This is a genomic window from Pseudomonas sp. FFUP_PS_473 (assembly GCF_002858665.1).
Classification (GTDB): domain Bacteria; phylum Pseudomonadota; class Gammaproteobacteria; order Pseudomonadales; family Pseudomonadaceae; genus Aquipseudomonas; species Aquipseudomonas defluvii.
Genome location: NZ_PJQQ01000013.1, coordinates 99,906 through 126,799 on the forward strand (window position 1 = coordinate 99,906; position 26,894 = coordinate 126,799).

General features: G+C 60.6%; 27 protein-coding genes. 16 read left to right on the top strand and 11 right to left on the bottom strand.

The genetic code is table 11. The features are described 5' to 3' along the window. Nucleotides 1–155 precede the first annotated feature (155 nt). Nucleotides 156–623, top strand: coding sequence for a hypothetical protein (locus tag CYD26_RS11365; protein WP_102052646.1), 468 nt, complete (start codon nucleotides 156–158; stop codon nucleotides 621–623). Nucleotides 624–678: 55 nt separating this feature from the next. Here CYD26_RS11365 and CYD26_RS11370 read toward each other — a convergent pair whose 3' ends face one another. Further along, nucleotides 679–1,797 (bottom strand): enoyl-CoA hydratase/isomerase family protein, encoded by a 1,119-nt coding sequence (locus CYD26_RS11370; RefSeq protein ID WP_102052647.1) that lies wholly within the window; start codon nucleotides 1,795–1,797, stop codon nucleotides 679–681. Between the two features lie 129 nt (nucleotides 1,798–1,926). On the opposite strand from CYD26_RS11370, the gene ung reads away from it, so the two are divergent. Beyond that, nucleotides 1,927–2,619 carry a uracil-DNA glycosylase gene (gene ung / locus CYD26_RS11375; protein WP_065761116.1) on the top strand — a complete coding sequence of 231 codons (693 nt, stop codon included), beginning with the start codon at nucleotides 1,927–1,929 and terminating at the stop codon, nucleotides 2,617–2,619. Between the two features lie 61 nt (nucleotides 2,620–2,680). On the opposite strand, the gene CYD26_RS11380 is transcribed toward ung, so the two are convergent. The 5 genes from CYD26_RS11380 to CYD26_RS11400 form a co-directional block, all read right to left on the bottom strand. Then, nucleotides 2,681–3,712 (bottom strand): AbrB family transcriptional regulator, encoded by a 1,032-nt coding sequence (locus CYD26_RS11380; RefSeq protein WP_102052648.1) that lies wholly within the window; start codon nucleotides 3,710–3,712, stop codon nucleotides 2,681–2,683. Then, the gene (locus CYD26_RS11385; RefSeq protein ID WP_065761114.1) at nucleotides 3,705–5,219 is read right to left on the bottom strand and encodes a tripartite tricarboxylate transporter permease; all 1,515 of its coding nucleotides are present in this window, start codon (nucleotides 5,217–5,219) and stop codon (nucleotides 3,705–3,707) included. The genes CYD26_RS11380 and CYD26_RS11385 overlap by 8 nt, the downstream gene beginning before the upstream one ends. Nucleotide 5,220: 1 nt before the next feature. After that, a complete protein-coding gene (locus CYD26_RS11390; RefSeq protein WP_102052649.1) occupies nucleotides 5,221–5,679 on the bottom strand; it encodes a tripartite tricarboxylate transporter TctB family protein in 459 nt (152 codons plus the stop codon). A gap of 97 nt (nucleotides 5,680–5,776) precedes the next feature. Next, nucleotides 5,777–6,757, bottom strand: a complete 981-nt coding sequence (locus CYD26_RS11395; RefSeq protein WP_065761112.1) for a tripartite tricarboxylate transporter substrate binding protein — start codon at nucleotides 6,755–6,757, stop codon at nucleotides 5,777–5,779. 33 nt (nucleotides 6,758–6,790) lie between these two features. Then, nucleotides 6,791–8,080, bottom strand: a complete 1,290-nt coding sequence (locus CYD26_RS11400; RefSeq protein WP_065761111.1) for an OprD family porin — start codon at nucleotides 8,078–8,080, stop codon at nucleotides 6,791–6,793. 201 nt (nucleotides 8,081–8,281) lie between these two features. Here CYD26_RS11400 and CYD26_RS11405 point away from each other — a divergent pair, with 201 nt between their 5' ends. Both CYD26_RS11405 and CYD26_RS11410 read left to right on the top strand, forming a co-directional pair. After that, nucleotides 8,282–8,953 carry a response regulator gene (locus CYD26_RS11405; protein WP_102052650.1) on the top strand — a complete coding sequence of 224 codons (672 nt, stop codon included), beginning with the start codon at nucleotides 8,282–8,284 and terminating at the stop codon, nucleotides 8,951–8,953. Continuing rightward, complete coding sequence (locus CYD26_RS11410; protein ID WP_102052651.1) at nucleotides 8,946–10,325, top strand: sensor histidine kinase; 1,380 nt, start codon at nucleotides 8,946–8,948, stop codon at nucleotides 10,323–10,325. The genes CYD26_RS11405 and CYD26_RS11410 overlap by 8 nt, the downstream gene beginning before the upstream one ends. On the opposite strand, the gene CYD26_RS11415 is transcribed toward CYD26_RS11410, so the two are convergent. Both CYD26_RS11415 and CYD26_RS11420 read right to left on the bottom strand, forming a co-directional pair. Next, a complete protein-coding gene (locus CYD26_RS11415; protein ID WP_102052652.1) occupies nucleotides 10,322–11,131 on the bottom strand; it encodes an HDOD domain-containing protein in 810 nt (269 codons plus the stop codon). The two genes, CYD26_RS11410 and CYD26_RS11415, sit on opposite strands and share 4 nt — an antisense overlap. 61 nt (nucleotides 11,132–11,192) lie before the next feature. Beyond that, nucleotides 11,193–12,134 (bottom strand): folate-binding protein YgfZ, encoded by a 942-nt coding sequence (locus CYD26_RS11420; RefSeq protein ID WP_102052653.1) that lies wholly within the window; start codon nucleotides 12,132–12,134, stop codon nucleotides 11,193–11,195. 134 nt (nucleotides 12,135–12,268) lie between these two features. Between CYD26_RS11420 and CYD26_RS11425 the strand changes: the two genes are divergently transcribed. Then, entirely contained in the window at nucleotides 12,269–12,523 is a 255-nt protein-coding gene (locus CYD26_RS11425) for a succinate dehydrogenase assembly factor 2 (protein WP_065761106.1), read from the top strand. After that, a complete protein-coding gene (locus CYD26_RS11430) occupies nucleotides 12,507–12,959 on the top strand; it encodes a protein YgfX (RefSeq protein ID WP_102052654.1) in 453 nt (150 codons plus the stop codon). Before CYD26_RS11425 ends, CYD26_RS11430 begins: the two co-directional genes overlap by 17 nt. Here CYD26_RS11430 and nadB read toward each other — a convergent pair. Continuing rightward, nucleotides 12,928–14,544: an L-aspartate oxidase gene (nadB, locus tag CYD26_RS11435; RefSeq protein ID WP_099775636.1), complete on the bottom strand. Its 1,617-nt coding sequence runs from the start codon at nucleotides 14,542–14,544 to the stop codon at nucleotides 12,928–12,930. The two genes, CYD26_RS11430 and nadB, sit on opposite strands and share 32 nt — an antisense overlap. 483 nt (nucleotides 14,545–15,027) lie before the next feature. On the opposite strand from nadB, the gene rpoE reads away from it, so the two are divergent. The 10 genes from rpoE (at nucleotide 15,028) to pdxJ (ending at nucleotide 25,120) form a co-directional block, all read left to right on the top strand. Then, the gene (gene rpoE, locus CYD26_RS11440) at nucleotides 15,028–15,609 is read left to right on the top strand and encodes an RNA polymerase sigma factor RpoE (RefSeq protein ID WP_099775635.1); all 582 of its coding nucleotides are present in this window, start codon (nucleotides 15,028–15,030) and stop codon (nucleotides 15,607–15,609) included. A 31-nt stretch (nucleotides 15,610–15,640) separates the two neighbouring features. Then, nucleotides 15,641–16,228, top strand: a complete 588-nt coding sequence (locus CYD26_RS11445; RefSeq protein ID WP_065759359.1) for an RseA family anti-sigma factor — start codon at nucleotides 15,641–15,643, stop codon at nucleotides 16,226–16,228. Nucleotides 16,229–16,240: 12 nt separating this feature from the next. Next, entirely contained in the window at nucleotides 16,241–17,206 is a 966-nt protein-coding gene (locus tag CYD26_RS11450) for a MucB/RseB C-terminal domain-containing protein (protein WP_102052655.1), read from the top strand. Between the two features lie 300 nt (nucleotides 17,207–17,506). Further along, the gene (locus CYD26_RS11455; RefSeq protein WP_371917217.1) at nucleotides 17,507–18,886 is read left to right on the top strand and encodes a DegQ family serine endoprotease; all 1,380 of its coding nucleotides are present in this window, start codon (nucleotides 17,507–17,509) and stop codon (nucleotides 18,884–18,886) included. 222 nt (nucleotides 18,887–19,108) lie between these two features. After that, nucleotides 19,109–20,908: a translation elongation factor 4 gene (gene lepA / locus CYD26_RS11460; RefSeq protein ID WP_065759356.1), complete on the top strand. Its 1,800-nt coding sequence runs from the start codon at nucleotides 19,109–19,111 to the stop codon at nucleotides 20,906–20,908. Between the two features lie 5 nt (nucleotides 20,909–20,913). Continuing rightward, nucleotides 20,914–21,768: a signal peptidase I gene (gene lepB, locus CYD26_RS11465; protein ID WP_102052657.1), complete on the top strand. Its 855-nt coding sequence runs from the start codon at nucleotides 20,914–20,916 to the stop codon at nucleotides 21,766–21,768. Nucleotides 21,769–22,007: 239 nt separating this feature from the next. Continuing rightward, on the top strand, nucleotides 22,008–22,697 hold the full coding sequence (gene rnc, locus CYD26_RS11470; RefSeq protein WP_065759354.1) for a ribonuclease III: 690 nt from the start codon (nucleotides 22,008–22,010) through the stop codon (nucleotides 22,695–22,697). Continuing rightward, nucleotides 22,690–23,592: a GTPase Era gene (era, locus tag CYD26_RS11475; protein WP_065759353.1), complete on the top strand. Its 903-nt coding sequence runs from the start codon at nucleotides 22,690–22,692 to the stop codon at nucleotides 23,590–23,592. Before rnc ends, era begins: the two co-directional genes overlap by 8 nt. A 56-nt stretch (nucleotides 23,593–23,648) precedes the next feature. Continuing rightward, the gene (recO, locus tag CYD26_RS11480; protein ID WP_065759352.1) at nucleotides 23,649–24,332 is read left to right on the top strand and encodes a DNA repair protein RecO; all 684 of its coding nucleotides are present in this window, start codon (nucleotides 23,649–23,651) and stop codon (nucleotides 24,330–24,332) included. 44 nt (nucleotides 24,333–24,376) lie between these two features. Next, nucleotides 24,377–25,120 (top strand): pyridoxine 5'-phosphate synthase, encoded by a 744-nt coding sequence (gene pdxJ / locus CYD26_RS11485; protein ID WP_065759351.1) that lies wholly within the window; start codon nucleotides 24,377–24,379, stop codon nucleotides 25,118–25,120. A 65-nt stretch (nucleotides 25,121–25,185) separates the two neighbouring features. Here pdxJ and cmoB read toward each other — a convergent pair whose 3' ends face one another. Both cmoB and cmoA read right to left on the bottom strand, forming a co-directional pair. Continuing rightward, a complete protein-coding gene (gene cmoB, locus CYD26_RS11490) occupies nucleotides 25,186–26,142 on the bottom strand; it encodes a tRNA 5-methoxyuridine(34)/uridine 5-oxyacetic acid(34) synthase CmoB (protein WP_102052658.1) in 957 nt (318 codons plus the stop codon). After that, entirely contained in the window at nucleotides 26,139–26,882 is a 744-nt protein-coding gene (gene cmoA / locus CYD26_RS11495) for a carboxy-S-adenosyl-L-methionine synthase CmoA (protein WP_065759349.1), read from the bottom strand. Before cmoA ends, cmoB begins: the two co-directional genes overlap by 4 nt. Nucleotides 26,883–26,894: the final 12 nt, after the last annotated feature.

The following is a 26,894-nucleotide window of genomic DNA, read 5'->3' on the forward strand; positions in this document are numbered from 1 at the left end:
ACTGGATGATTTTTAAGGTTATAAGCCTTGTATCAAATTATTTCGTCTGCGGCACCGGGCGCGCTTTTGCGTGTCTGATGTTGTGCCGGTCGATGACCATCGATTGGCGCCGACCAGCGCCGCTGGATGGCAGCTTAGCGGTCCAGGAGGCCGCCATGTATCGCCGACTTTTGCTGATTGTAGTGTTGGGTTCATTAATGGCTGCGTGCGTACCTTATGGAGACCATGGCTACTACCGCAATGACGTTTACACCGTAGATCGTTACTCCTATCGGGACTACGACCGGCCTTCCTACTCGTATGGGCGAGGCTACTATGTGGTGCCTCAGCAGCGTTATTACGCGCCTGCGCCACGTTACTACCGAGCCGCCCCCGAGCCTTACTACAACAACCGTTATCAGGGGCGTGGTTATGACGCCCGTTACCGTCATGACAACCATGGCTACCGGGATGCGCCTCGCCGGGACCGTGATGGCGGCCGTGGTTATGACCGCAATTATGGCCGTGGTCATGAGCATGACCGTGGTCGGGCTTATGGTCGCGGTCAGGAGCACGGTCGTGGCCAGGATTACGGTCGTGGACACGACCGCGATGGCAGATCGGATCGCAACTGGAACCGCTGACACCTGCTAGCACCCCGGAAGGCATCGCCTTGCGCGGGCTGGCCTGCTACAGCACCTACGTGAGTGGCTGTGTGAGGTCTGCCAGCGGATGGCGACCTTCCCATGCCTTGTTGAAATGCGCCTCGACCACTGCTGCGGGTACATGGCTGATGTCTGGCCAATGCCAGTGGGGCTTCTGGTCTTTGTCGATCAGGCGCGCGCGCACCCCTTCGGCGAATTCCGGGTGGCGACAGCAGTTCAGGCTGATGGCGTATTCCATCTGGAACACTTGAGCCAATGACAGGTGCCGTGCACGAGCAATCTGCTGCCAGACCAGCAGCGCGGTGAGTGGGCAGCCCTCAAGCATCGTCTGTGCGGCACGGTCGAGCAGGGTGTCGGGTTGATGCCGTAGCTGGGCGATGGCGCGCCAGGCGCAGACCGGATCACCGACATCAAGCAGGTTGTCCAGATGCTGGCGGCGGGGCAACCACTGCGCGGCTGGCAGGGCAGGCAGGGCTTCCTGTTGCAGGGCTTTTAACAGGCTATTCAGTTGCAGGGCCGTCTGTTCCTGCCAGTTCAGTTGCAGCAGGCCTTCTATCAGGCTTTCCTGCTGATCCGGGGTCATGAAGCGGTCGGCCAAGCCCAGGTCAAGTGCATCGTGGGCGTTGATCGGTGCGCCGGTCAGGCCCAGAAAAAGGCCCAACTTGCCGGGCAGGCGCGAGAGGAACCAACTGCCGCCGACGTCCGGGTACAAGCCAATACTGATTTCCGGCATGGCCAGGCGGCTGTTTGGGGTGACGATGCGCACGCCGGCCGCTTGCAGCAGGCCCATGCCTCCACCCAACACATGGCCGTGGCCCCAGCACAATAGCGGTTTGGGGTAGGTGTGCAGGCAGTAGTCCAGGCGATATTCGGCGGCAAAGAAATGAGCGGCCGTCGGCGGTACTTCACCGGGCCGATCAAGGCAGGCCTGGGCCAGGCTGCGTACCTCGCCGCCAGCACAGAACGCCTTGTCGCCGTTACCACGCAGCAGTACGCAGGCAATGCGCGGGTCTTCAGCCCAGGCCTGCAGGTGCGTGTACAGCGCCTGGACCATCGGAAGTGACAACGCATTGAGTGACTGTGGTGCGTTCAGGCTGGCGATACCAATGCCAGCACCGTCAACACCGGTCAATACTTCAAACGCCACGCTCATGGGGAGGCCTCGACAGGTTTATCCCGAAAGTATGGTCGCTGATGGTGATCGTGCCGGTCGTCGGTCGGATCGATTGACAAGCACGAGCGGGTTTCCTAGTGTCCGCCCCATTGTTTTCTGGATGACACCATGACCGACGACGACCGTATCAAACTCGAACCCAGCTGGAAGCAGGCCTTGCGCAGCGAGTTCGACCAGCCCTACATGCAGGAGCTGAAAGACTTTCTGCGCCAGGAACATGCTGCAGGCAAAGAGATCTACCCGCCAGGGCCGATGATTTTCAATGCGCTGAATTCCACGCCGCTGGATAAGGTCAAAGTGGTGATTCTTGGCCAAGACCCATACCACGGCCCCGGTCAGGCCCATGGTCTGTGTTTTTCGGTGCAGCCAGGTACGCCTACACCGCCGTCGTTGCTGAACATTTACAAAGAACTGCAGCGCGACCTGAACATCGACATTGCCAACCATGGCTGTCTGCAGCACTGGGCTGAACAAGGCGTGTTGCTGCTCAATACCACCATGACTGTCGAGCGAGGCAATGCGGCGTCCCATGCCAACAAGGGCTGGCAGCACTTCACCGACCGGATTATTGAAGTGGTGAGTGAGCAGCAGCCAAACCTGGTTTTCCTGTTGTGGGGCGCGCATGCGCAAAGCAAGCGCAAATTGATTGATGCCACCAAGCATCTGGTCCTGACGTCGGTGCATCCATCGCCGTTGTCGGCTTACCGTGGTTTTCTCGGATGTGGCCATTTCAGCCAGACCAATCGCTTCCTCGAGCAGCGTGGCCTGGCGCCTATCGATTGGCGCCTGCCGCCTGCGTAAATGAAGCACCTTCTGTGGGCTGCGCAAACCGCTTGGTTCTTCGGCTTGTGCAAGCGGCAGGTTATTCGCTGTGCCGGGTCCAGTGGTGGAACAAGGGCTCGGCCAGAAACAATACAAACAGCAGGCGCATGACCTGCAACGCTGTTACCAGCGGTACTGACAGTTGCAGGGTTTCGGCGGTCAGGCTCATTTCCGCGATGCCGCCCGGCATCATGCCCAAGGTTAGTGAGCGCAGATCGAGGTGGGTGGCGAGGCTCAAGGCCCAGGCGGCTAGCCCCGCGATCAGCATGCTCAACGAGGTGGCAATCAGTGTTCGCCCAAGAAAGGACGGCGCGCGGCGGAAGAACGCTCGGTTGAAGTGACAGCCCAGGCCGCTGCCAATCAGCCATTGGCCGATCTGGCTGGCGCCGTCTGGCAAGCCGATCTGCAGGTTCCAGCCAATGCTGACACTGGCGGCGACCAGCAATGGGCCGAACAACCAGGGGTTGGGCTGGCGCAGCCGTTGCCATGCCCAGGCCGTTAGCCCGCCCAACGGGAGCACCACGACCAGCCAGCGCCAATCGACGTTGCCGGCATGCAGCAGCGATACACCGTCGCCGAGCAGGAACTTGAAGGCGGCAGGTACGCACAGCACGACCACCAGCACCCGCAGGCTTTGCGCCGCTGCGACGTGGCCGAGGAACGCGCCATTACGCGCCCCCAGGTTGACCATCTCCCCTGAGCCACCCGGCATGCTTGAGAAAAATGCCGTGGCTCGATCCTCACCGGTTCTACGCAACAGCCAGACCCCGACCACGCTGGACAGGCTGGTAAGCAATGCACCGAAGAAGATCAGGCCAAAGTGGCTCGCCACCTGCTCGACCACCGCAGGGGTGAAGTGCAGGCCGATGCCGACACCGATGATCCATTGTCCGCCTTTACGGCCGCCGGGTATTTCCTTCAGTTGCCAGGGTGTCAGGCAGCGCACCAGGATGACGGCGAGCAGCGAGCCGACCATCCAGGGCAATGGCCAGCCGACCTGGCTGGCGAGAAAGCCGCCTGCCAGGCCGACCAGTGCGGTTGCCCACCAGCCTTGTGGTGCTGAATCAGGCATCTGCCAGGGCACGTCGCTGCACGCTGCGTTTACGCCAGATACGCAGCAGTGGCAGTACCAGCATGAACGCAGTCAATACCCATACCGACAGGCTGATCGGGCTGGCCCAGAGGATGTCCAGCGCACCGTTGGAAATCGACAGGGCCCGGCGCAGGTTCTGTTCCATCAAGCCACCAAGGATGAAACCGAGCAGGATTGGCGACAGCGGGAAGTCGAGCTTGCGCAGGATGTAGCCGAAGATGCCGATGCCGATCATCAGGAACAGGTCGAAGGTGGTGGCGTGGACGGCATAGACACCAATGGCGGTAATGATCGCGATCACCGGCACCAGCGCCCAGTTCGGCACTGCGAGAATACGGGTGAACAGGCGAATCATCGGGATGTTCAGAATCACCAACATGATGTTGGCGACGAACAGCGACGCGATCAGGCCCCAGACGATATCGGGTTGTTGTTCGAACAGCAGTGGCCCCGGGGTGATGTTGTACAGGGTCAGGGCGCCGATCATCACGGCGGTAGTGCCCGAGCCCGGCACGCCGAGGGTCAGCATCGGTACCAGAGCGCCGCAGCAGGATGCGCCAATCGCTGTTTCTGGCGCAGCCAGGCCGCGTTTGTCGCCTTTGCCGAACGTGCCGCTGGCGCCCGCGATACGTTTTTCGGTCATGTAGGCCACGGCGCTGGCCAGCGTTGCGCCGGCACCCGGCAGCACGCCCATGATGAAACCAAGCAGGCCGCAGCGAATGTTCACCACGAACACTGATGCCGCTTCCTTGAGGTTGAACAGCATGCGTCCGGTGGCTTTTACGGCTTCGTGGCCGTGGTGGGTTTTTTCCAGCAGCAGGAGAATCTCGCTGATGGAGAACAGGCCCAATACCAGGACGACGAACTGGATACCGTCGGCCATGTGCACGCTGTCGCCAGTGAAACGGTACACACCACTGTTGGCGTCAATCCCGACACTGGACAGGAACAGGCCGATCAAGGCGGCGATAAAGGTTTTCAGCGGCCTGTCCCCGGCCATGCCACCGAGGCAGACGATGGCAAAGACCATGAGCACGAAGTACTCGGCAGGGCCGAAGGCTATCGCCCATTTGGCCAGTAACGGCGCGAACAGCACCATGCCGCAGGTGGCGATCAGGGCGCCGATGAACGAGCTCCAGGCCGACAGCGACAAGGCCACGCCGGCCAAGCCCTGACGCGCCATCGGGTAACCGTCGAGGGTGGTCATGACCGTGGAGGCTTCGCCCGGGATGTTGAGCAGGATCGAACTGATCCGCCCACCGTACTCGCAGCCCAGGTACACCGCTGCCAGCAGGATCAGCGCCGACTCTGGCGGCAGGCCCAGGGCAAAGGCAATGGGGATCAACAGGGCGACGCCGTTGATCGGGCCCAGGCCCGGTAGCAAGCCGACCACGGTGCCGATCAGGGTACCCGCCAGGGCGGTGACCAGGTTGTAGGGGCTCAGGGCGACGCCGAAGCCTTGGCCCAGATAGCTGAGGGTATCCATGTCAATTCTCCAGAATGTCGAGCAGGCCAAGGGGCAGCGGCACATCCATCACCCGGTCGAACAACAGGTACAGGGCAATGCTCATCACGCCGATGATGGCGGCGCTGGGCAGCCAGCGACCGCCGTACAGACGTGCCATCGGTACACCGATCAGGATGCTGCTGAGGATGAAGCCCAGCGGCTCGAAGGTGGCTGCGAAGACCAGTAACAGCAGTACACAGACGCCGATCTTGTTCAGCGTGGCGCGGTCCAGCGCCGGTTCATCGTCGCTGTGCACGATGGGGGTGGGGCGAAACAGCAGGTACAGCAGTGCTGCGCTCATCAGGCCAAGCATCAGCAGGGGATAGGCGCGGGGGCCGACCGGTTCGTAGGAAAAGGCGGCCTGGTAGGGCCAGGCCATGACGGCCAGGATGGCGCATGCCGCCAACAAAACGAAGGCGAAGAGTCGTTGCAGGATCATGGTGAATCCTCTTTGGGGCAGGGGATCGCCGGCAAGGTTGACGCCTACCGGGGCGGTGTAGGTGCCTTGCCAGCGATAGGCTTTCTGGATAAGCGGGTTACTGAACCAGGCCGAATTCCTTGGCCAGGGCCTTGTAGTCCGCCACCTGTTTCTTCACGTAGGTGTCCAGCTCATTGCCCGTCAGGGCGAAGGGGAAGAGTTCGCGCTGATCACGCAATGTGGCGAAATCTTCAGAGGCCAGCAGTTTGTCGAAGGCGTCTTTCCACCAGGCATATTCTTCGTCTGTGACCTTCGGCCCCAAGTAGAAGCCGCGCACTACTGGCCAGACAATGTCGTACCCCTGTTCCCTGGCGGTGGGGATGTCTTTCATTTCCGGCTCATCCAGGCGCTTTTCGGCAAACACCGCCAGCAGGCGCATGTTGCCGCTCTGGATATGCGGCATGGAGTCGGAGATGTCGGTACTGCCCACTTGAATGTGCCCACCCAGCAGTGCCGTGGCGATTTCACCGCCGCCTTCCAGCGCCACATAACGCAGGTCCCGCGGGTTGATCCCGGCAGCCTTGGCGATCAGTGCGGTCTGCATCCAGTCCTGGCTGCCGACGGTACCGCCCGAGCCGATAACCACTTTGCTCGGGTCTTTCTTCAGTGCCGCGACCAGGTCGTCGAGGGTCTTGTAGGGGGAGTCGCTCTTCACTGCGATGGCGCCATAGCTGGTGCCGACCGCCGCCAGCCAGCGCACCGCGTTTTCATCGAAGCGACCGAACTTGCCCTGGGCCAGGTTCAGCAGCGAGCCGCTCGACCAGGCAACCAGGGTGCCCGCATCGGCGGGGCGCTGGGCAACCACGGCGTTGTACGCCACGGCGCCGACACCGCCGGGCATGTAGGTCACGCGCATCGGTTTGGTGAGGATTTTTTCGTTGACCAGTGCGCTCTGTACCAGCTTGCAGGTCAGGTCGAAACCGCCACCGGGCGAAGCCGGGGCGATGCATTCGGGGCGTTTCGGTTCGCCAGCCAGGACATGGCCGGCCAGTAACAGGCAGCTAGTGGCAAGGGCAATACGGCGCAGGGAAAAGGTCATGGTCATTCTCCTCGGATATTATTGTTATTGGGCTTACCACAGCGCCACGTTGTAGCTCACCAGCAGCCGCACTTCGTCGGCGTCACGGGCGAACGACGAGCGGTAGGTCGCGTTGCGCAAGCGTACGGCGACGTTCTTGAACGTGCCGCTCTGGACGACGTACTTGAACTCGCTGTTGCGTTCCCACTCCTTGCCCTCGCCGCCGTTGGCCAGGCTGACATTGTCGCCGTTTATGTAGCGACTCATGAAGGTCAGGCCAGGTATCCCCAGCTTGGCGAAGTCGTAGTCGTAGCGCACCTGCCATGAGCGCTCATCGGCACCGGCGAAGTCGTTGATCTGGACGAAGTTCACCAGGTACGGGTCGGAGCCGTCGACATACGGGAAGGCGCTGTCACCGGACATATGCTGGTAGGCGGCGCTGAGTTTGTGCCCGTTCAGGGCGTAGCTGAGCAGGCCATTGAGCGCGGTGTTGTCGATCTTGCCGCCACGGGCCTGGCCCTGGTCATCGCTGAAGGCCATGCGCAGGTCAGCGCCGAAGGTGCCTGGGCCCATCGGCTGGCTGGCGAGCATGCCGACGAAGTGCTGGCGGTACACATCGTCGAGTTGGGCGTAGTGGTAGCTGCCGGTGATCCGGTCGGTGAACCGGTAGTCCAGGCCGGCCATGTCGAAGTGGTTGCCGGCGACGGTGCCGAGAAAGCGACCGTTCTTGTTGTTGAGGGCGATGTCTTCCTTGTTGGTGTCGTCGCGGTCCTTGGCCTTTTCCAGGCGACCGCCCGTAAAGGTCAGGTTCTTGATTTCCTTGGAGGTCAGCAGGCCGCCCTCGAATGTTTGCGGCAGGATGCGCCCGTCATTGGGCTGCAGGGTCGGCAGCTCGGGGATCAGCGTGCCGAGCTTCAGTTCGGTGGCGGAGATCTTCACCTTGCCGGTCAGGCCCAGCTTGGAGTACTCGTCGGCGGCATAGCCATTGTCGTGGGTCGGCAGCAGGCCGGTGCCGGTGCGGTCAGGGCTTGAGTCGAGCTTGATGCCCAGCATGCCCAGGGCGTCGATGCCGAAGCCAACGGTCCCTTCGGTGTAACCGGACTCCAGGTTGAGCATGAAGCCCTGGGCCCATTCGTCGCGTTTGGATTGCTGGGCGCTGGTGCCGTCGCGAAAGTCACGGTTGAAGTACATGTTGCGGGTTTCAAAGCTGGCACTGCTGTCTTCGATGAAAGCGGCCTGGCTCAGCGGTGCAACGCCAGCAAGGGCGAGTGCGCTGGCAATAGCGGTAGGGCGGGTACGCAAATGACGGGTAGGCGCGAACGCCTGCAGCTGCATCGACAGCATGGTGGATCACTCCGTTATTGTTCTTATTAGCGCGAGCCTTGAGGTTCGCTTATCGGCTTCCAGAGAGGGCCGTGAAAGGATGCTATGAGGTGAAGCTTTCACTAACCTTTCAATGCACTTTCATTGCGACGATGGCTTCACAGTGGTTGTCTCGGCTGTACACTCCGCGGCATTGACCGCGACGTAACCGGGGAAAAATCGATGCGTGTTCTGCTCGTCGAAGACCATCTGCAACTGGCCGAAAGCGTGGCTCAGGCACTCAAGGGCATCGGCTTGACCGTCGATATGCTGCACGATGGCGTTGCCGCCGACCTGGCCCTGGCCAGTGAGGAATATGCGGTGGCCGTGCTTGATGTTGGCTTGCCGCGCATGGATGGCTTTGAAGTACTGGCGCGTCTGCGCGCACGCGGCAAGAACGTGCCCGTGCTGATGCTGACCGCGCGAAGTGACGTCAAGGATCGGGTGCACGGCCTGAACCTGGGCGCCGACGATTACCTGGCCAAGCCGTTTGAGCTGAGTGAGCTTGAGGCGCGGGTGAAGGCGTTGCTGCGCCGTACGGTGTTGGGGGGGGAGCGCCAGCAGCGCTGCGGGCCATTGGTCTATGACCTGGATACCCGGCGCTTCACATTGGGTGATGAGTTGCTGACGCTGACCTCCCGCGAGCAGGCAGTGCTTGAAGCGTTGATCGCCCGCCCTGGGCGGGTGATGAGCAAGGAGCAGTTGGCGGCGCAGGTGTTCGGTCTGGATGAGGAAGCCAGCGCTGATGCCATCGAAATCTACGTGCATCGCCTGCGCAAGAAGCTCGATGGTCAGCCGGTGGCGATCGTGACTTTCCGGGGGCTCGGCTACCTGCTTGAGCACCGCGATGCGTGACTCAGGAAGCCTGCGCGGGCGGCTGTTATGGAACCTGGCGCTGCTGCTGGTGGTGTTGATGGTGGCCAGCGGCCTGAGCGCCTATTGGAACGGTCGAGAGGCTGCCGACACCGCCTACGACCGCACGCTGCTTGCCTCGGCGCGAACCATTGCGGCCGGGCTGTCCCAGCGCGACGGTACCTTGAGCGCCGATGTGCCTTATGTGGCGTTGGACACCTTTGCTTATGACAGCGCCGGACGTATTTACTACCAGGTCAACGATATTAATCAGCGTTTGATCTCCGGCTACGAAAACCTGCCGCCGCCACCACCGGGTACGCCGCGCACTGACGACTACCCGGCGCTGGCGCGTTTCTACGATGCCCAGTACCTGGGGCAGGACGTACGCGTGGTCAGCCTGCTCAAGGCAGTGAGCGAGCCGAACATGAACGGCATGGCCGAAATTCGTGTTGCCGAAACCGAAGAGGCGCGGGTACGCATGGCCCGCAGCCTGATGGCCGACACCTTGCTGCGGCTAGGGATGCTGGCGATTGGTGCGTTGTTTCTGGTGTGGTTTGCGGTGAGTGCCGCGCTGCGTCCGCTGGAGCGTTTGCGCCGAGCGGTGGAGGAGCGTCAGCCGGACGACCTGCGACCGCTGCCGCAGGTGCAGGTGCAACGAGAGCTCGGGCCGCTGGTGCGCGCCTTGAACCACTTCACCGAGCGCCTGCGCGGACAGTTTGAGCGTCAGGCGCAGTTCATTGCCGAGGCGGCCCATGAACTGCGTACACCGCTGGCAGCGTTGAAAGCGAGGGTCGAGTTGGGGTTGCGCACGCAGGAGCCAAAGGTGTGGCGGGACACCCTGGAGGCCACCGCGCAAAGCACTGACAAACTGACCCATCTGGCCAATCAGTTGCTGTCGCTGGCGCGGGTGGAGAACGGTGCCCGGGCAATTGCCGAAGGCGGGGCGCAGTTACTCGATCTCAGTCAGTTGGCGCGTGAGCTGGGGATGGCCATGGCGCCATTGGCTCATGCCCGTGGTGTGGCGCTGGCGCTTGAGGCGCCGGAACCGGTGCAGTTGCGTGGCGAACCAACCTTGCTCAGCGAGTTGCTGAGCAACCTGTTGGACAACGCCTTGGCCCATACCCCGCCCGGTGGCAACGTGATCCTGCGGGTCATGGCCCCGGGTGTACTTGAGGTGGAGGATGATGGGCCGGGAATCCCGGCGGCCGAGCGCGAGCGGGTCTTCGAGCGGTTCTACCGGCGTGGCGCGCAGGGCACCGGCCTGGGGCTGGCCATCGTGGGTGAAATTTGCCGTGCGCACCTTGCTCAGATCAGCCTGCACGATGGTGAAGGCGGCGGCCTGAGGGTGCGCGTCAGCTTCATCCCGGGCTAGTGGAACATGTGCCGAGCGCTGAGCAGGTCGCTGCTCAGCAGGGGGGTGTTTACCGGTAACTTCAGGTGCGCGTAGGCCGGCAGCGAGGCGAGGGAACGCTCGCGTCCGCTGGTATCGCTGATGGCGCGAGCGATCTGGACGATATCGACGTAATCGATCTGCTGGGTCCGGCGGTCGAGGTCCTGGGTCAGGCTTGGCAGTTTTGCCAGTTGCTCAGGGAACTCCCAGACACTGAGGATCTTGTCGCCCAGCGCGGGATGAATCTGCTCGATGATGTGGTTCAGGCATACCGGATCGGACAGCAGTTCGTTGTGTTCTTCGGCGTAGGTGAGGATGGGCAGCACGCCGATTTGGTGAACCAGGCCGGCGAGGGCGCCCTGATCAGGCTTGAGGTTGGTGAAGCGTAGGCAGATTTCATAGCTGATGCCTGCAACCTCCAGGCTTTTTGCCCAGATTTCGCGCATTTTCTGCTCGACGACTTCTGAGCGCGCATGGAAGATCTGCTCGATCACCAGGCCGATAGCAAGGTTGCAGCTGTAGTTGATGCCCAGGCGCGTGATGGCTGCTTGCAAGTCGGTGACTTCGCAGGCTGCGCGCAGCAGTGGGCTGTTGACCACCTTGATCAGGCGCGCCGAAAGGGCGGCGTCGCGGCGGATCACTTTGCTCAGGGTGCTGACGCTGATCTCGCTGTCTTCGGCTGCTTCGCGAATGCTCAGGGCCACCTCCGGCAGGGTCGGCAGCACCAGGTCGTCGTTGTCGATGGCGGTCAGCAATTGTGCTTCGACCATCTTTGCCAGCGTGTTCATTGTGATTCTCTACCGCATTCAATGAGGGCCCTGACGTTCTGTACGGCAGGGCGGGGCTGGCTCAACGCTGGATTTCGCGGTCGCGATCCAGCTCATAAGGTAACGACAGCAATTGCAGGCTCGGGCCTTCCAGGCTACCCAGGTGCAGGTTGCCGTCTTCCGCTGCGTCGGCCTGGAGCACAGCCAGCAGTTCGCAGCCGTGTTCGCTGCGGGCCGCCAGCACCACCTCGCCAACGGACGAGGCGTGTACCGGAGAAAACAGTGCGCTGCCCGGCTCTGGAAGTGGGCCGTCGATCAGGGCCAGACGGTACAGTCGGCGCTTGAGCTTGCCCAGGTACTGCATGCGCGCGACGATTTCCTGGCCGGTGTAGCAGCCCTTCTTGAAACTGACACCGCCCACCGCTTGCAGGTTGATCATCTGCGGGATGAACAACTCGCGGGTCTGCGCCATGACCTGGCCAATACCGGCGCGCACCTGGCCGAGCAGCCAGTCGTTCAGCTCGCCTGCTGCCAAGTGGGAGGCCAGGTGGCTGCGCACCTGGTCGGCATTCGCCGCCGGGCACCAGAGCTCAATGCGGCCTTCCGAGACGGCAATTGCCATCAGCCCATCATGCACAACGAATTCGTCTGGCTTGGCTGGCGCCGTGATGCCAAGCCCTTGCAGTGCCTGTTCAGCATGGCTCAGGCCGAAGCGAACCCAGGCGGCGCTTTCGTCGGTGAGCTTGGCTTTGGAGAACACGGCGTACTTCTTGAGGTCCGCCAGTTGTGGCTCGATCAGCTCGCTGGCCATGGCCAGCACATAGCCGTCAGCCTGCGGCAGGATGCGGAAGCTCGACTGCATGCGGCCCTTCTGCATGCAGCGGGCTCCAAGGCTTGACGTGTGTTCATTGAGGTAATTGATGTTGCAGGTCAGTTGACCTTGCAGGAACTTGCCGGCGTCCGAGCCGCGGACGGCGAGGACGCCCTCATGAGACAAGGTGCAGAAAAAAGCAGAATCGGCCATGGGTCATCGCAGGGTGATAAGACTGGGGCTCATCATAGAGCGCCGTCGGAAAAATAGGTAGGTGAACTAGACCAATGCCTTGTGCCTGGCCTTGCCTACCCTTGTATACTGGCGGCCTATTTGAGGAGGGCTCCATGGTCGAACAATCTGAACTCAACCGGCTCTTTTGGCACAGCCGCCGTGGCATGCTCGAGCTGGATGTGCTGCTGGTACCTTTTACCCAGGAAGTCTATGCGACCCTGAGCGAAGCGGACCGTGAGTGCTACCGCAACCTGCTGGCTTGCGAAGATCAGGACATGTTCGGCTGGTTCATGGAACGTACCGAGTCCGAAGACCCTGAATTGCAGCGCATGGTTCGCATGATCCTGGACCGTGTCCAGCCCAAGTGACCGCTTCGAATGTCGCTGGCAAGCCTCTCGGGGGTTGCTGGCGGCCTACCTGTTCGGCCAGCTGTCGGCGCTGCTTGCCCTGACCCTGCTGGACCTTCCCGTTGTCGTGCGCTTACTCGGGGCTGCCCTGTGCCTGTTGCATGGCGCCTGGGTGTTGCCGCGGCATGTCGTATTGACTCATCCCCATGCGTTCAGCCGTTTGCGTAGAGACGCCCAGGGCTGGCATCTGTGGAACCCTGCACAGGGCTGGCAGTCGGTGCAGTTGTGCCGTGACAGCCTGGCGTTGCCTGGCCTGGTATTGCTGCGCTTCAGGCGCGCAGGGCGACGGTGGACGGAAAGCCTGTGCATTCCCTTCGACGCGCTGGAGCCGGTGCAGCACCGGCGCCTGCGCGTGCGGTTGAAGTTCAGTCGGCGTAGGTGGGCGGCAGCAGAATAGTGTCGCGTGCTTCTTTCAGCATCTGTGGGTAGTCCAGCGTGTAATGCAGCCCGCGACTTTCCTTGCGTTGCATGGCTGAACGTATCATCAGTTCCGCGACCTGGGCCAGGTTGCGCAGCTCGATCAGGTCGCGGCTGACCTTGTAGTTGCTGTAGAACTCGTCGATTTCGTCGAGCAGCAGGCGTACCCGGTGTTCAGCACGCTGCAGGCGCTTGTTGGTGCGCACGATGCCGACATAGTCCCACATGAATCGCCGCAGTTCGTCCCAGTTGTGCGCAATGATCACGTCTTCGTCCGAGTCGGTGACCTGGCTGGCATCCCAGCATGGCAATGTTGCGGGCATGCTTACCTGGTCCAGCTTGCTGATGATGTCGGCAGCAGCGGAGCGCCCATACACGAAGCACTCAAGCAGCGAGTTGCTGGCCATGCGGTTGGCGCCGTGCAGGCCTGTGAAGCTGGTCTCGCCAATGGCATAGAGGCCGGGCACATCGGTATGGCCCTGTTCGTCGACCACTACGCCGCCACAGGTGTAGTGGGCGGCCGGCACTACCGGGATTGCCTGGGTGGTGATGTCGATGCCAAAGGTCAGGCAGCGTTCGTAAACGGTCGGGAAGTGGCTTTTGACGAACTCGGCGGGCTTGTGGCTGATGTCCAGGTAGACACAGTCTGCCCCGAGGCGCTTCATCTCGTGGTCGATGGCGCGGGCGACGATGTCCCGTGGCGCCAGTTCGGCGCGCGGATCGAAGCGTGGCATGAAACGCTCGCCGTTCGGCAGTTTGAGCAGTGCGCCTTCGCCGCGCAGTGCTTCGGTAATCAGGAAGCTCTTGGCCTGCGGGTGATACAGGCAGGTCGGGTGAAACTGGTTGAACTCCAGGTTGGCGACCCGGCAGCCTGCCCGCCAGGCCATGGCGATACCGTCGCCGCAGGCCCCATCGGGGTTGCTGGTGTAGAGGTAGACCTTGGCGGCCCCTCCGGTAGCCAGTACGGTGAAGCGTGCGCCGTAGGTGTCGACTTCGCCTGTCGAGCGGTTCAGAACGTAGGCGCCCAGGCAGCGCTCACCCTCCTGGCCCAGGCGCCGTTCGGTGATCAGGTCGACCGCAACCCGCTGCTCAAGCAGTTCGATGTTGGGGCGCTGTCGAGCCTGGGCGAGCAGGGTGGTAAAGATCGCCGCGCCGGTGGCGTCGGCGGCATGAATGATGCGTCGATGACTGTGGCCACCCTCACGGGTCAAATGGAACTCAAAACTGCCGTCGTCGACGCTGGCATGTTCATCGCGCGTAAAAGGTACGCCCTGGTCGATCAACCACTGGATGGCTTCGCGGCTGTGTTCGACCGTGAAGCGCACGGCATCTTCATGGCACAGCCCGCCGCCTGCGTTGAGCGTGTCCTCGACATGAGACTGCACGGTGTCGGTGTCATCGAGTACGGCTGCTACACCACCTTGAGCCCAGAACGTTGAACCGTTGGCGAGCTCGCCTTTACTGAGAACGGCAATGCGCAAGTGCTCTGGCAAGGTGAGGGCCAGGCTCAGGCCGGCAGCGCCGCTGCCAATCACTAGGACGTCATGTTGAAACTGTTGGCTCATGTCTGGAACTTCCGCGCGGGGCGACCAAGAGGGCGTAGGTGCCCCCTAGTATATAAAGGGGGGGATCGGCACAATAGTCAGGCTTTTATGGCATTGTGAAACTATCGTGAATCGAAATGGGCAGTCTTTATAACAGCCCAATACCCGGTTTTTCCATGCTATCTGCCGATTTTGCGTATGAGGTATCCCTGTCGGCAGCGGGAACTTTCCTTGAATTTCGGATATCCATAGAAGGCTGCCTGCATCACAGGACGCCGCGTCGATGGCAGGCAGGGCTTGTGTTAGCCGCTCTGCCCATGCCTTCGATGACCAGACTATCGACGCAGCCGGCGACGACCGTGCTGCGTTTTTTCGTGCGGGCTGACGACAGGCTGCAGGAAACTTGCTTGGAGGGGGAGAACTTTTGCGAAAAGCCCGAGTCTATGTTTGCAAGCCTGAGCGATGGCTGTTGCAGCACTCCTCCAGGTTCACCGAGGAGTATTCATGCTAACCCAGGAAGAGGATCAGCAACTTGTCGAGCGCGTGCAGCGCGGCGACAGGCGAGCCTTCGATCTGTTGGTGCTGAAGTATCAGCACAAGATTCTCGGGTTGATCGTGCGTTTTGTGCACGACACCCATGAAGCCCAGGATGTGGCCCAGGAAGCGTTCATCAAGGCCTACCGGGCTCTGGGCAATTTTCGTGGTGACAGTGCGTTTTACACCTGGCTTTACCGCATTGCCATCAACACGGCAAAGAATTACCTGGTGTCGCGCGGTCGGCGGCCACCAGACAGCGATGTAAGTTCCGAGGATGCGGAATTTTACGACGGCGATCATGGTCTCAAGGATCTCGAGTCCCCAGAACGCTCGTTGTTGCGTGATGAGATCGAAGACACTGTTCATCGAACCATTCAGCAACTGCCAGAAGATTTGCGTACAGCGTTAACTTTGCGCGAATTCGAAGGTCTGAGTTACGAGGACATTGCAAGCGTCATGCAGTGTCCGGTGGGTACCGTGCGCTCTCGAATCTTCCGCGCTCGGGAGGCCATAGATAAAGCCCTGCAGCCCTTGTTGCAGGAAACCTGAGACAGCGGCGACAGCCAAGAGAGGAACCGCCATGAGTCGTGAAGCTTTGCAGGAATCGCTGTCCGCGGTAATGGATAACGAAGCGGACGAATTGGAATTGCGTCGGGTATTGAATGCCGTCGACGATTCTGAAGCCCGTGCAACCTGGTCGCGTTATCAGATTGCGCGTGCAGCCATGCACAAAGAGCTGTTGGTGCCGCAGCTGGACATCGCTGCTGCCGTGTCGGCAGCGCTGGCCGATGAAGCGACTCCGGTGAAGGCTGCCCCTCGGTCATGGCGTAGCCTGGGGCGTCTGGCGGTTGCTGCCTCGGTAACGGTTGCGGTATTGGCAGGCGTTCGGCTGTACAATCAAAATGAGATCACTGGCGCTCAGCTGGCAGCCCAGCAGCCTCAGCAAGGTCTTTCTGTGCCACAAGTGCAGGGCCCTGCTGTTTTGGCAGGCTATAGTGAAAGTGCCGACCAGCCAGGGCCGATGGCCAATGGTGTACTGCAGGGGCAAGCAGGCTGGCAGGATCAACGTTTGCCAGGATACTTGCGTCAGCATGCTCAGGAAGCAGCCCTGAAAGGCACTGAAAGCGCTTTGCCTTATGCCCGTGCGGCCAGCCTGGAAAATCGCTAAGTAAGGAGGATCATGCGCACGCTACCTCTCATACCGCTTCTGCTCGGTGTATGGTTGACGGGCCCGGTCTTCGCCGCCAATTCCTCCACTGAAGCTGCTGACTGGCTCAGTCGCCTGGCAAAAGCCGAGCAACAGCAAAGCTATCAGGGTACTTTCGTTTACGAGCGTAACGGCAGTTTCTCTACTCACGAAGTTTGGCATCGCGTTCAGGATGGCAAGATCAGCGAACGTTTGGTGCAGCTCGATGGGGCGGCTCAGGAGGTCGTGCGGGTTGACGGTATTACCCGCTGCGTGAGCGGAGCCTTGTTGGCGGAGGTGAGCAGTGTACCGGCCGTTCCCGGTCGGGTACTTGATCCGCTGAAACTGATGAACTGGTATGACCTGGGTATTGCCGGCCGTTCGCGTGTCGCTGGTCGCGACGTCACTATCGTTACCCTCAGCCCGCGTGACCAGCATCGTTATGCGTTTGAACTTCACCTGGATCGCGAAACCGGCTTGCCGCTCAAGTCATTGATGATCAATGACAAGGGGCAGTTACTGGAGCGTTTCCAGTTCACGCGCCTGGACACGACCAATGTTCCGAGCGACGCTCAGTTGCAGCCTGGCGATAACTGCAAGGCGGTTGCCCAGGCTTCTGAAGAGGCTGCACAGCGCGTGACGGGCTGGCGTTCAGACTGGTTGCCGCCAGGGTTTGAGCTGGTCAACAGCTCGATACGCCAAAGCCAGGACGGAAAAAGAACTGTCAGTAGCCTCATGTATGACGACGGGTTGGCGCGCTTCTCTGTGTTTGTCGAGCCTTCTGGCGAAGGTGGCGCTGTCGATACGCGTACCCAGCTTGGGCCGACCGTTGCGGTTTCGCGACGCTTGACGACGCCCAAAGGGGATATGGCGGTGACCGTTGTCGGTGAAATTCCTATCGGCACGGCTGAGCGTGTTGCACTGTCGATGCGTGCGCAAGATGCTCAGGCCAAGCAGTGATTGTCGTTTTAGAGGTGCACGGATGACTGGTACACCGACCAGGGACTGACATGATTGGTAAGCTTTGCGGTTTGCAAAATCTGATGGAATTTTCTATAGGTCAGGCCTTTCGGGGTCTGGCCTTTTCTGCTGTTGCAGCATCAAGAATGCCTATGCATCCAGCCTGTTTGTCGCCTTCACGGGTGCCGCCGGGCTTCTTGCGTTCGCAGGTCCCTACTGCTTAACCACGCTTGTTGTGACGGGAGCCGTATGTCAATACCACGCTTGAAATCGTATCTAACGTTGTTCGCCGCCGTGCTGATGCTCGGTCAGGTGGTCACCGCGCAGGCCGAAGCTTTGCCGGACTTCACTACGCTGGTCGAGCAAGCTTCGCCGGCAGTGGTGAACATCAGTACCCGGCAAAAAATGCCGGATCGTCAGCTTGCCGGTGGGCAGATGCCAGACCTGGAAGGCTTGCCGCCGATGTTCCGTGAATTTTTTGAGCGCAACATGCCTCCAGCGCCCCGCTCGCCGCGTGGCGATCGCCAGCGCGAGGCACAGTCGCTGGGCTCGGGGTTTATCATCTCCAGTGATGGCTACGTGCTGACCAACAATCACGTAGTGGCCGATGCCGACGAGATCATGGTCCGTCTGTCGGATCGCAGTGAGTTCCAGGCCAAAGTGGTGGGCACTGACCCGCGCACCGATGTTGCGCTCTTGAAAATCGATGGCAAGAACCTGCCAACCGTCAAGCTGGGCGATTCGGAGAAACTCAAGGTCGGTGAATGGGTGCTGGCTATCGGCTCGCCGTTCGGCTTCGATCATTCGGTGACCAAAGGTATCGTCAGTGCCAAGGGCCGTACACTGCCTAACGACACCTATGTGCCGTTCATTCAGACGGACGTGGCCATCAACCCGGGTAACTCCGGTGGCCCGCTGTTCAACATGAACGGTGAGGTGGTCGGGATCAACTCGCAGATCTTCACCCGTTCCGGTGGCTTCATGGGCCTGTCGTTCGCTATCCCGATCGATGTGGCGCTGGATGTCTCCAACCAACTGAAGAAAGACGGCAAAGTCAGCCGTGGCTGGCTGGGTGTGGTCATTCAGGAGGTCAACAAGGACCTCGCAGAGTCGTTCGGCCTGGACAAGCCGGCCGGTGCGCTGGTGGCCCAGGTGCTTGAGGATGGCCCGGCGGCCAAGGGTGGCCTGCAGGTGGGAGACGTTATCCTGAGCATGAATGGTCAGCCGATCATCATGTCCGCTGATCTGCCTCATTTGGTGGGTGGCCTGAAAGAAGGTGCCAAAGCCAGTCTGGAAGTGGTCCGTGAAGGCAAACGCCGTACGCTGGATGTCACCATCGGCGCACTGCCGGATGACGATCAGGAAATCGTAGCCAGTGCCAACGGTGGCATCGAGCGTAGCAGCAACCGCCTGGGCGTTTCCGTGGCGGACCTGAATGCCGAGCAGAAGAAGGCGCTGGAGCTGAAGGGCGGTGTGGTCATCAAGGAAGTTCAGGACGGCCCTGCTGCAATGATTGGCCTGCGTCCAGGTGATGTGATTACTCATCTGAACAACCAGGCGATCATTTCGGCCAAGAGCTTCACTGAAATTGCCAAGGACCTGCCGAAGAACCGTTCGGTGTCGATGCGTGTGCTGCGTCAGGGCCGTGCCAGTTTCATCACCTTCAAGCTGGCTGAATAAGTCGGGTTGATTGAAGAGGGCGGCCACGGCCGCCCTTTTTTGTGTCTTCTGATGAGCGCAGAGCGCTCTGTAAGCGCCTGCTGTGGGGGAATCGTACAGTTGGCAGGGGATGTTCCTACGGCGCGAAATCGTTGTTCACGTGACGCCCACGCTGAGCATCAGGTACAATTCACGGCTATTTTTCGGCGGGCCTCGTTCCGCAGCCTTTTTGAGTGTTGACCCGTGAGTGATTTGAGTCATATCCGCAATTTCTCCATCATCGCCCACATTGACCATGGCAAGTCGACGCTGGCCGACCGCTTCATTCAAATGTGCGGCGGCCTGTCCGCGCGTGAGATGGAAGCCCAGGTACTCGATTCCATGGACCTGGAGCGCGAGCGCGGGATCACCATCAAGGCTCACAGCGTCACCTTGCACTACAAGGCAAAGGACGGTGTCACCTACCAGTTGAACTTCATTGATACCCCAGGTCACGTTGACTTCACCTATGAAGTCAGCCGCTCGCTGGCCGCCTGTGAAGGTGCCTTGCTGGTGGTCGATGCTGGCCAGGGCGTCGAGGCGCAGTCGGTTGCCAACTGCTACACCGCCATCGAGCAAGGCCTTGAGGTCATGCCGGTCCTGAACAAGATGGACCTGCCCCAGGCCGACCCGGAGCGGGTCAAGGAAGAAATCGAGAAGATCATCGGTATCGACGCTACCGATGCCGTTGCCTGCAGTGCCAAGAGCGGCTTGGGTGTGGAAGAGGTGCTTGAGCGCCTGGTGCACACCATTCCTGCACCTACCGGTGATATCGAAGCGCCGCTGCAAGCCCTGATCATCGACTCCTGGTTCGACAACTACCTGGGCGTTGTGTCCCTGGTGCGTGTACGCCACGGTCGCGTGAAGAAAGGCGACAAGATTCTGGTCAAGTCCACCGGCAAGGTCCACCTGGTGGACAGCGTCGGTGTATTTACCCCGAAACATACCCAGACCGTCGACCTCAAGGCCGGTGAAGTGGGCTTCATCATTGCCAGCATCAAGGACATTCATGGTGCGCCAGTGGGCGACACCCTGACCCTGAGCTCAACCCCTGAGGTTGAGGTGCTGCCAGGTTTCAAACGGGTTCAGCCGCAGGTTTATGCCGGTCTTTTCCCGGTCAGCTCCGATGATTTCGAAGATTTTCGTGATGCATTGCAGAAGCTGACCCTGAACGACTCGTCGTTGCAGTACTCGCCGGAAAGCTCCGACGCACTGGGCTTCGGCTTCCGTTGCGGCTTCCTTGGCATGCTGCACATGGAGATCATCCAGGAGCGCCTGGAGCGCGAATACGACCTGGACCTGATCACCACCGCGCCAAGCGTAATCTTCGAGGTCAAACTCAAGACGGGCGAAACGATCTACGTCGATAACCCGTCGAAGCTGCCGGATATCTCTGCAGTCGAGGATTTCCGTGAGCCGATCGTGCAGGCGACCATCCTCGTGCCTCAAGAGCACCTGGGTAACGTCATCACCCTGTGCATCGAGAAGCGCGGCGTACAGCGCGACATGCAGTTCCTCGGTTCGCAAGTACAAGTGCGCTACGATCTGCCGATGAACGAAGTGGTTCTGGACTTCTTCGACCGCTTGAAGTCCACCAGCCGCGGTTATGCGTCGCTGGACTACCATTTCGACCGTTATCAGTCGGCGAATCTGGTAAAACTCGACGTGCTGATCAACGGCGACAAGGTCGATGCCCTGGCCCTGATCGTGCACCGTGACAATGCGCACTATAAAGGTCGCGCATTGACCGAGAAGATGAAGGAACTGATTCCTCGGCAGATGTTCGATGTGGCCATCCAGGCCGCCATTGGCGGGCAGATCGTCGCGCGAACCACTGTCAAGGCGCTCAGAAAGAACGTACTGGCTAAATGTTACGGTGGCGACGTGAGCCGTAAGCGCAAGCTGTTGGAAAAACAGAAGGCCGGTAAGAAACGCATGAAGCAGGTCGGCAACGTGGAAATTCCACAAGAAGCCTTCCTGGCCGTGCTCAGGTTGGATAGCTAGGTCCTATGTCGCTAAATTTCCCGCTGTTGTTAGTCATCGCCGTTGCCGTTTGCGGTCTGCTGGCCTTGCTTGATCTGCTGTTTCTGGCGCCACGCCGGCGGGCAGCGATCAGCAACTATCAGGGCAGCGTCAGCCAGCCCGATATGTCGGTACTTGAGCAGCTCAACAAGGAACCGCTGCTGGTTGAATACGGCAAGTCGTTCTTTCCGGTGCTGTTCATCGTGCTGGTGCTGCGCTCGTTCCTGGTAGAGCCGTTCCAGATCCCTTCGGGGTCGATGAAGCCGACCCTTGAAGTGGGCGATTTCATCCTGGTGAACAAGTTCTCCTATGGCATTCGTTTGCCGGTGATCGACAAGAAGGTCATTGAGGTTGGTGACCCTCAGCGGGGTGATGTAATGGTGTTCCGCTACCCCAGCGATCCGAACGTGAACTACATCAAGCGGGTGGTTGGCCTGCCAGGTGACCAGATCCGTTACACCAGCGACAAGAAGTTGTTCGTCAACGGTCAGCTGATTGCCGAGCAACTGGTGGGTACCGAGCCAGGCACCCTGGGTAGCGCCGAGCTGTACAAGGAAAAACTGGGCGAGGTGGAGCACCTGATCCGCAAGGAAATGGGCCGCTACCGGATGCCGCCGGACCAACAGTGGGTAGTCCCGGCCGGGCACTATTTCATGATGGGCGACAACCGCGACAACTCCAACGACAGCCGGTACTGGGATGACCCCAACATTCCAAAAGAGCTGCACGGCATGGTTCCGGACAAGAACATCGTCGGCAAGGCCTTCGCTGTCTGGATGAGTTGGCCAGAGCCGAAATTGAGTCACCTGCCGAGCCTTTCGCGGGTTGGGCTGATCAAGTAACACCTAAACGGCGCTGTCTTGGGACAGCGCCGAATGCTTTTCTGGCATAGGCTGTGTTCAGGGTGTCTGTGGATGTCCCCGAATCACTGGGTCGGAAGGGCATGAAGCCAAATAGTCTTTCAGGATCCGGATTTGAACAACGCGTTAAACCTGACGGCCACGAGCCAATCCGATAAGTGTGGGCGCCGGGCTGAGTCCCAGGCGCAAAAAATCGGCCATAAACCGAGCGTGGGTACACTGTGAGCGTTTCCTTGAGCCGTCTCGAGCGCAAGCTCGGCTACACCTTCAAGAACCAGGAGCTGATGCTGCTGGCCCTCACGCATCGCAGTTACGCCGGGCGTAACAACGAGCGCCTGGAGTTTCTGGGCGATGCGATTCTCAACTTTGTTGCCGGTGAGGCGCTGTTCGAGCGTTTTCCGCAAGCCCGTGAGGGCCAGTTGTCACGCCTGCGTGCGCGGCTGGTCAAGGGCGAGACCCTGGCCGTACTGGCGCGTGGGTTCGACCTCGGCGAGTACCTGCGTCTGGGCTCTGGCGAATTGAAAAGCGGTGGTTTCCGTCGCGAGTCGATTCTGGCCGACGCCCTTGAAGCGCTTATCGGTGCGATTTATCTCGACTCGGACATGCACACCGCGCGTGATCGCGTGTTGGACTGGCTGACCGGTGAGTTCGAGAGCCTGACGCTGGTCGATACCAACAAGGACCCGAAAACCCGTTTGCAGGAATTCCTGCAGTCACGGGCCTGCGAACTGCCCCGCTATGAAGTGGTGGATATCCAGGGTGAACCGCATTGCCGGACGTTTTTCGTCGAATGCGAAGTGGCCCTGTTGACTGAAAAAAGCCGAGGGCAGGGTGTTAGCCGGCGTATTGCCGAGCAGGTCGCCGCGGCGGCAGCCCTGATCGCCCTGGGCGTGGAGAATGGCAATGACTGATACGAATACTACCCGTTGCGGCTATGTCGCCATCGTCGGCCGCCCCAACGTGGGCAAATCGACGTTGCTTAACCACATCCTCGGGCAGAAGCTGGCGATCACCTCGCGCAAGCCGCAGACCACACGTCACAACATGCTCGGGATCAAGACCGAGGGCGATATCCAGGCGATCTACGTCGATACCCCCGGTATGCACAAGAGCAACGAGAAGGCGCTCAACCGCTACATGAACAAGACCGCTTCGGCGGCCTTGAAAGACGTCGACGTGGTCATCTTCGTGGTCGATCGCACCCGCTGGACCGATGAAGACCAACTGGTGCTGGAGCGCGTGCAGTACGTGCAAGGCCCGGTGATCCTGGCCATCAACAAGACCGACCGTATCGAAGAGAAGGCCGAGTTGATCCCGCACCTGCAATGGTTGCAGGAGCAACTGCCGAATGCCGAGATCGTACCGATTTCCGCGCAGCAGGGGCATAACCTCGATGCACTGGAAGCACTGATCGCCAAGCACCTGCCGGAAAACGAACACTTTTTCCCGGAAGACCAGATCACCGACCGCAGCAGCCGTTTCCTGGCCGCTGAACTGGTGCGCGAGAAGATCATGCGTCAACTCGGTGCCGAGCTGCCGTACCAGATCACCGTGGAGATCGAAGAGTTCAAGCAGCAGGGCAAGATCCTGCATATCCATGCCTTGATCCTGGTCGAGCGTGATGGTCAGAAGAAGATCATCATTGGCGACAAGGGCGAGCGGATCAAACGCATTGGTTCGGAGGCGCGCAAGGACATGGAGTTGCTGTTCGACGCCAAGATCATGCTCAACCTCTGGGTCAAGGTCAAAGGCGGCTGGTCTGATGATGAGCGTGCCCTGCGCTCCTTGGGTTACGGCGACCTGTAAGCCTCCAGGCCCGATACCGTCCGGTGTCGGGCCGACTCCTTTCTGAAGTTCAACTCATGGAACTACCCGTCGGCCAACCGGCTTACGTCCTGCACAGTCGGGCCTACCGCGAAACCAGTGCACTGGTGGACTTCCTCACGCCTCAGGGCCGGCTGCGCGCGGTGTTACGTCGTGCACGGGGTAAGGCCGGAACGCTGGCGCGTCCCTTCGTTGCGCTGGAAGTCGAGTTCCGTGGCCGTGGTGAACTGAAAAACGTCGGGCGCATGGAAAGCAATGGTGTCGGTATCTGGCTGAACGGTGATGCACTGTTCAGTGGCCTCTACCTCAACGAGTTGATGACCCGACTGTTACCCCTTGAGGACCCGCACCCCCGGTTGTTTGAGCATTACACCGCAACCTTGCAGGCATTGGCCGCCGGGCGCGCGCTGGAGCCGTTGCTGCGCTCGTTCGAGTGGCGCCTGCTGGATGAGCTGGGGTATGCCTTCGAGTTGGATCGGGATCTTGCGGGGGAACCGCTGGCCGCCGATGGCCTGTATCGGTTGCAGGTGGATGCAGGCCTGGAGCGGGTTTACCTGCTTCAGCCGGGTGTGTTCAATGGCGTTGAGCTGACAGCCATGGCCGAAGCCGACTGGAGTGTGCCCGGTGCCTTGAGCGCGGCCAAGCGTTTGATGCGTCAGGCGCTGGCTGTTCATTTGGGCGGAAGGCCATTGGTCAGTCGCGAACTGTTTCGCAAGCCGTAAGCTCGTCGTATGCTGTGAGGCTCAATTTTCAGGAGAGCTTCTTCGTGACCCACAGCAACCGCATTCTTCTCGGCGTGAACATCGACCACGTGGCGACCCTGCGCCAGGCCCGTGGCACGCGTTACCCGGACCCGGTCAAGGCCGCGCTGGATGCCGAGGAAGCCGGTGCCGATGGCATCACCGTCCACCTGCGTGAAGACCGCCGGCATATTCAGGAGCGCGACGTGCTGCTGCTCAAGGATGTGCTGCAAACGCGGATGAACTTCGAGATGGGCGTCACCGAGGAAATGATGGCGTTTGCCGAGCGTATTCGCCCGGCACATATCTGCCTGGTACCGGAAACACGTCAGGAGCTGACCACCGAGGGTGGCTTGGATGTGGCTGGCCAGGAAGCGCGGATCAAGGCGGCAGTCGAGCGCCTGTCGCGCCTCGGCTCGGAAGTGTCCTTGTTCATCGATGCTGACGAGCGCCAGATCGAAGCCTCTCGCCGTGTCGGGGCTCCGGCTATCGAGCTGCATACCGGTCGTTACGCCGATGCCGAAACACCCGCTGACGTGGCTGAAGAGCTCAAGCGCGTCGCCGACGGCGTGGCCTTTGGCGTCGCTCAGGGCCTGATCGTAAACGCCGGGCACGGCTTGCACTATCACAACGTGGAAGCAGTCGCGGCAATCAAGGGCATCAACGAGCTGAACATCGGGCATGCGCTGGTTGCCCATGCCCTGTTCGTCGGCTTCAAGTCGGCAGTGGCCGAGATGAAGTCACTGATTCTGGCGGCCAGCCGCGGCTGAGCAGTAGGTCACTCATGTACGCCGCCAGACGAGGTGATACCTGGTCGGCGGCTTAGCATTGAGCGTTACTTGCGCGCGACCAGCACCGCACGGCGTGGTGCTGGCAAACCTTCGATGGTGCGGCTGTGATCGTTGGGGTCGAGGAAGTCACTGAGCGACTGATAACGCATCCACTCGGTGCTGCGTTGTTCCTCGATGCTGGTGACGCTGACATCGACGCAGCGCACCTCGCTGAAACCGGCGCGACGCAGCCAGCGCTCCAGCGCTGGTACCGAGGGCAGGAACCAGACGTTGCGCATTTGTGCGTAGCGGTCTTCAGGTACCAATACCTGCTGTTCATCGCCTTCGATGACCAAGGTTTCCAGCACCAACTCGCCACCCTTGACCAGGCAGTCCTTGAGCGCCAGCAGGTGCTCGATTGGCGAGCGCCGATGGTAGAAGACGCCCATGGAGAATACGGTGTCGAAGCCTTCGAGGTTCGCTGGCAGGTCTTCCAGGGCGAACGGCAAGTGCCAGGCCGGCAGTTCTGGCAGGTAACGTTGCACGGCCTGGAACTGGCAGAAGAACAGCCAGTTGGGGTCTACGCCAATGACGCTGTCGGCACCGGCACCGAGCATGCGCCACTGGTAGTAGCCATTGCCGCAGCCGACGTCCAGTACACGCTTGCCGCGCAAGTCCAGGTGCGGCGCGACCCGCTCCCATTTCCAGTCCGAACGCCATTCAGTGTCGACGTGAACACCGAACAGGTCGAAAGGCCCCTTGCGCCAGGGCGACAAGCCCATCAGTGCCGTGCGCATCTGTTCACGCGTGGCAGGCTCGCAGTCGCAGTCCAGGCGCAGGCCGTTGAGCAGGTCGACGTGCTCGGGTGTGAGCGCGGGCAGGGCATCGAGCGCCGCTTGCCAACGCTCCAGGTCGCCATGGCCTTTTTCCAGCTTGGCATCGAGTTGTGCCTGCAGGCCCTGGGACCATTCAGCCAGAGGGGTGCCCGCCAGGCGGCGAACAAGAGGGGAAAGATCAATCATGGCAGGGCAATCAGTGAGGCGAAATTAAGGCACTGGAACCACGGCACTACCTTGGAAAAACCCGCTGCGAGTAGACGCTCACGGTGTTCTTCCAGGCTGTCGGGTTTCATCACGTTCTCGATGGCACTGCGTTTCTGGGCAATTTCCAGTTCGCTGTAGCCATTGGCGCGCTTGAACGCGACATGCAGGTCGGTGAGCAGGGCGTGTTCCTGTGGGTCGTTGAAGCGCAGTTTTTCCGAGAGGATCAGGGCGCCGCCGGGCAGCAGGGCCTGGCGAATACGCGACAGCAGTGCCAGGCGCTGCTCTGGGGCAATGAACTGCAGGGTGAAGTTCATCGCCACCACCGAGGCAGGCTGGAACTCAAGGGCGAGGATGTCGCCTTCGATCACTTCGACCGGCAGCAGCTCCTGGAACATTGAGTCTTGGGCCGTGAGGTACTGGCGGCAACGCTCGACCATGGCTGCGGAGTTGTCCACAGCGATGACGCGGCAGCCGTCCTGGCGTACATGCCGGCGCAGTGCCTGGGTGACAGCACCCAACGAGCTGCCCAGGTCGTACAGGGCGGTGTGCGGTTGAGCAAACTGCGCGGCCAGTACGCCGAGGTTCTCGACAATGGTCGGGTAGCCGGGTACTGAACGCTTGATCATGTCCGGGAACACTCGGACCACGTCTTCGTTGAAGGCGAAGTCGGGCACCTGGCCAAGCGGCTGGGCGAATAGGCGGTCGGGTTCTTTGCTCACGGGCAGTCCAGG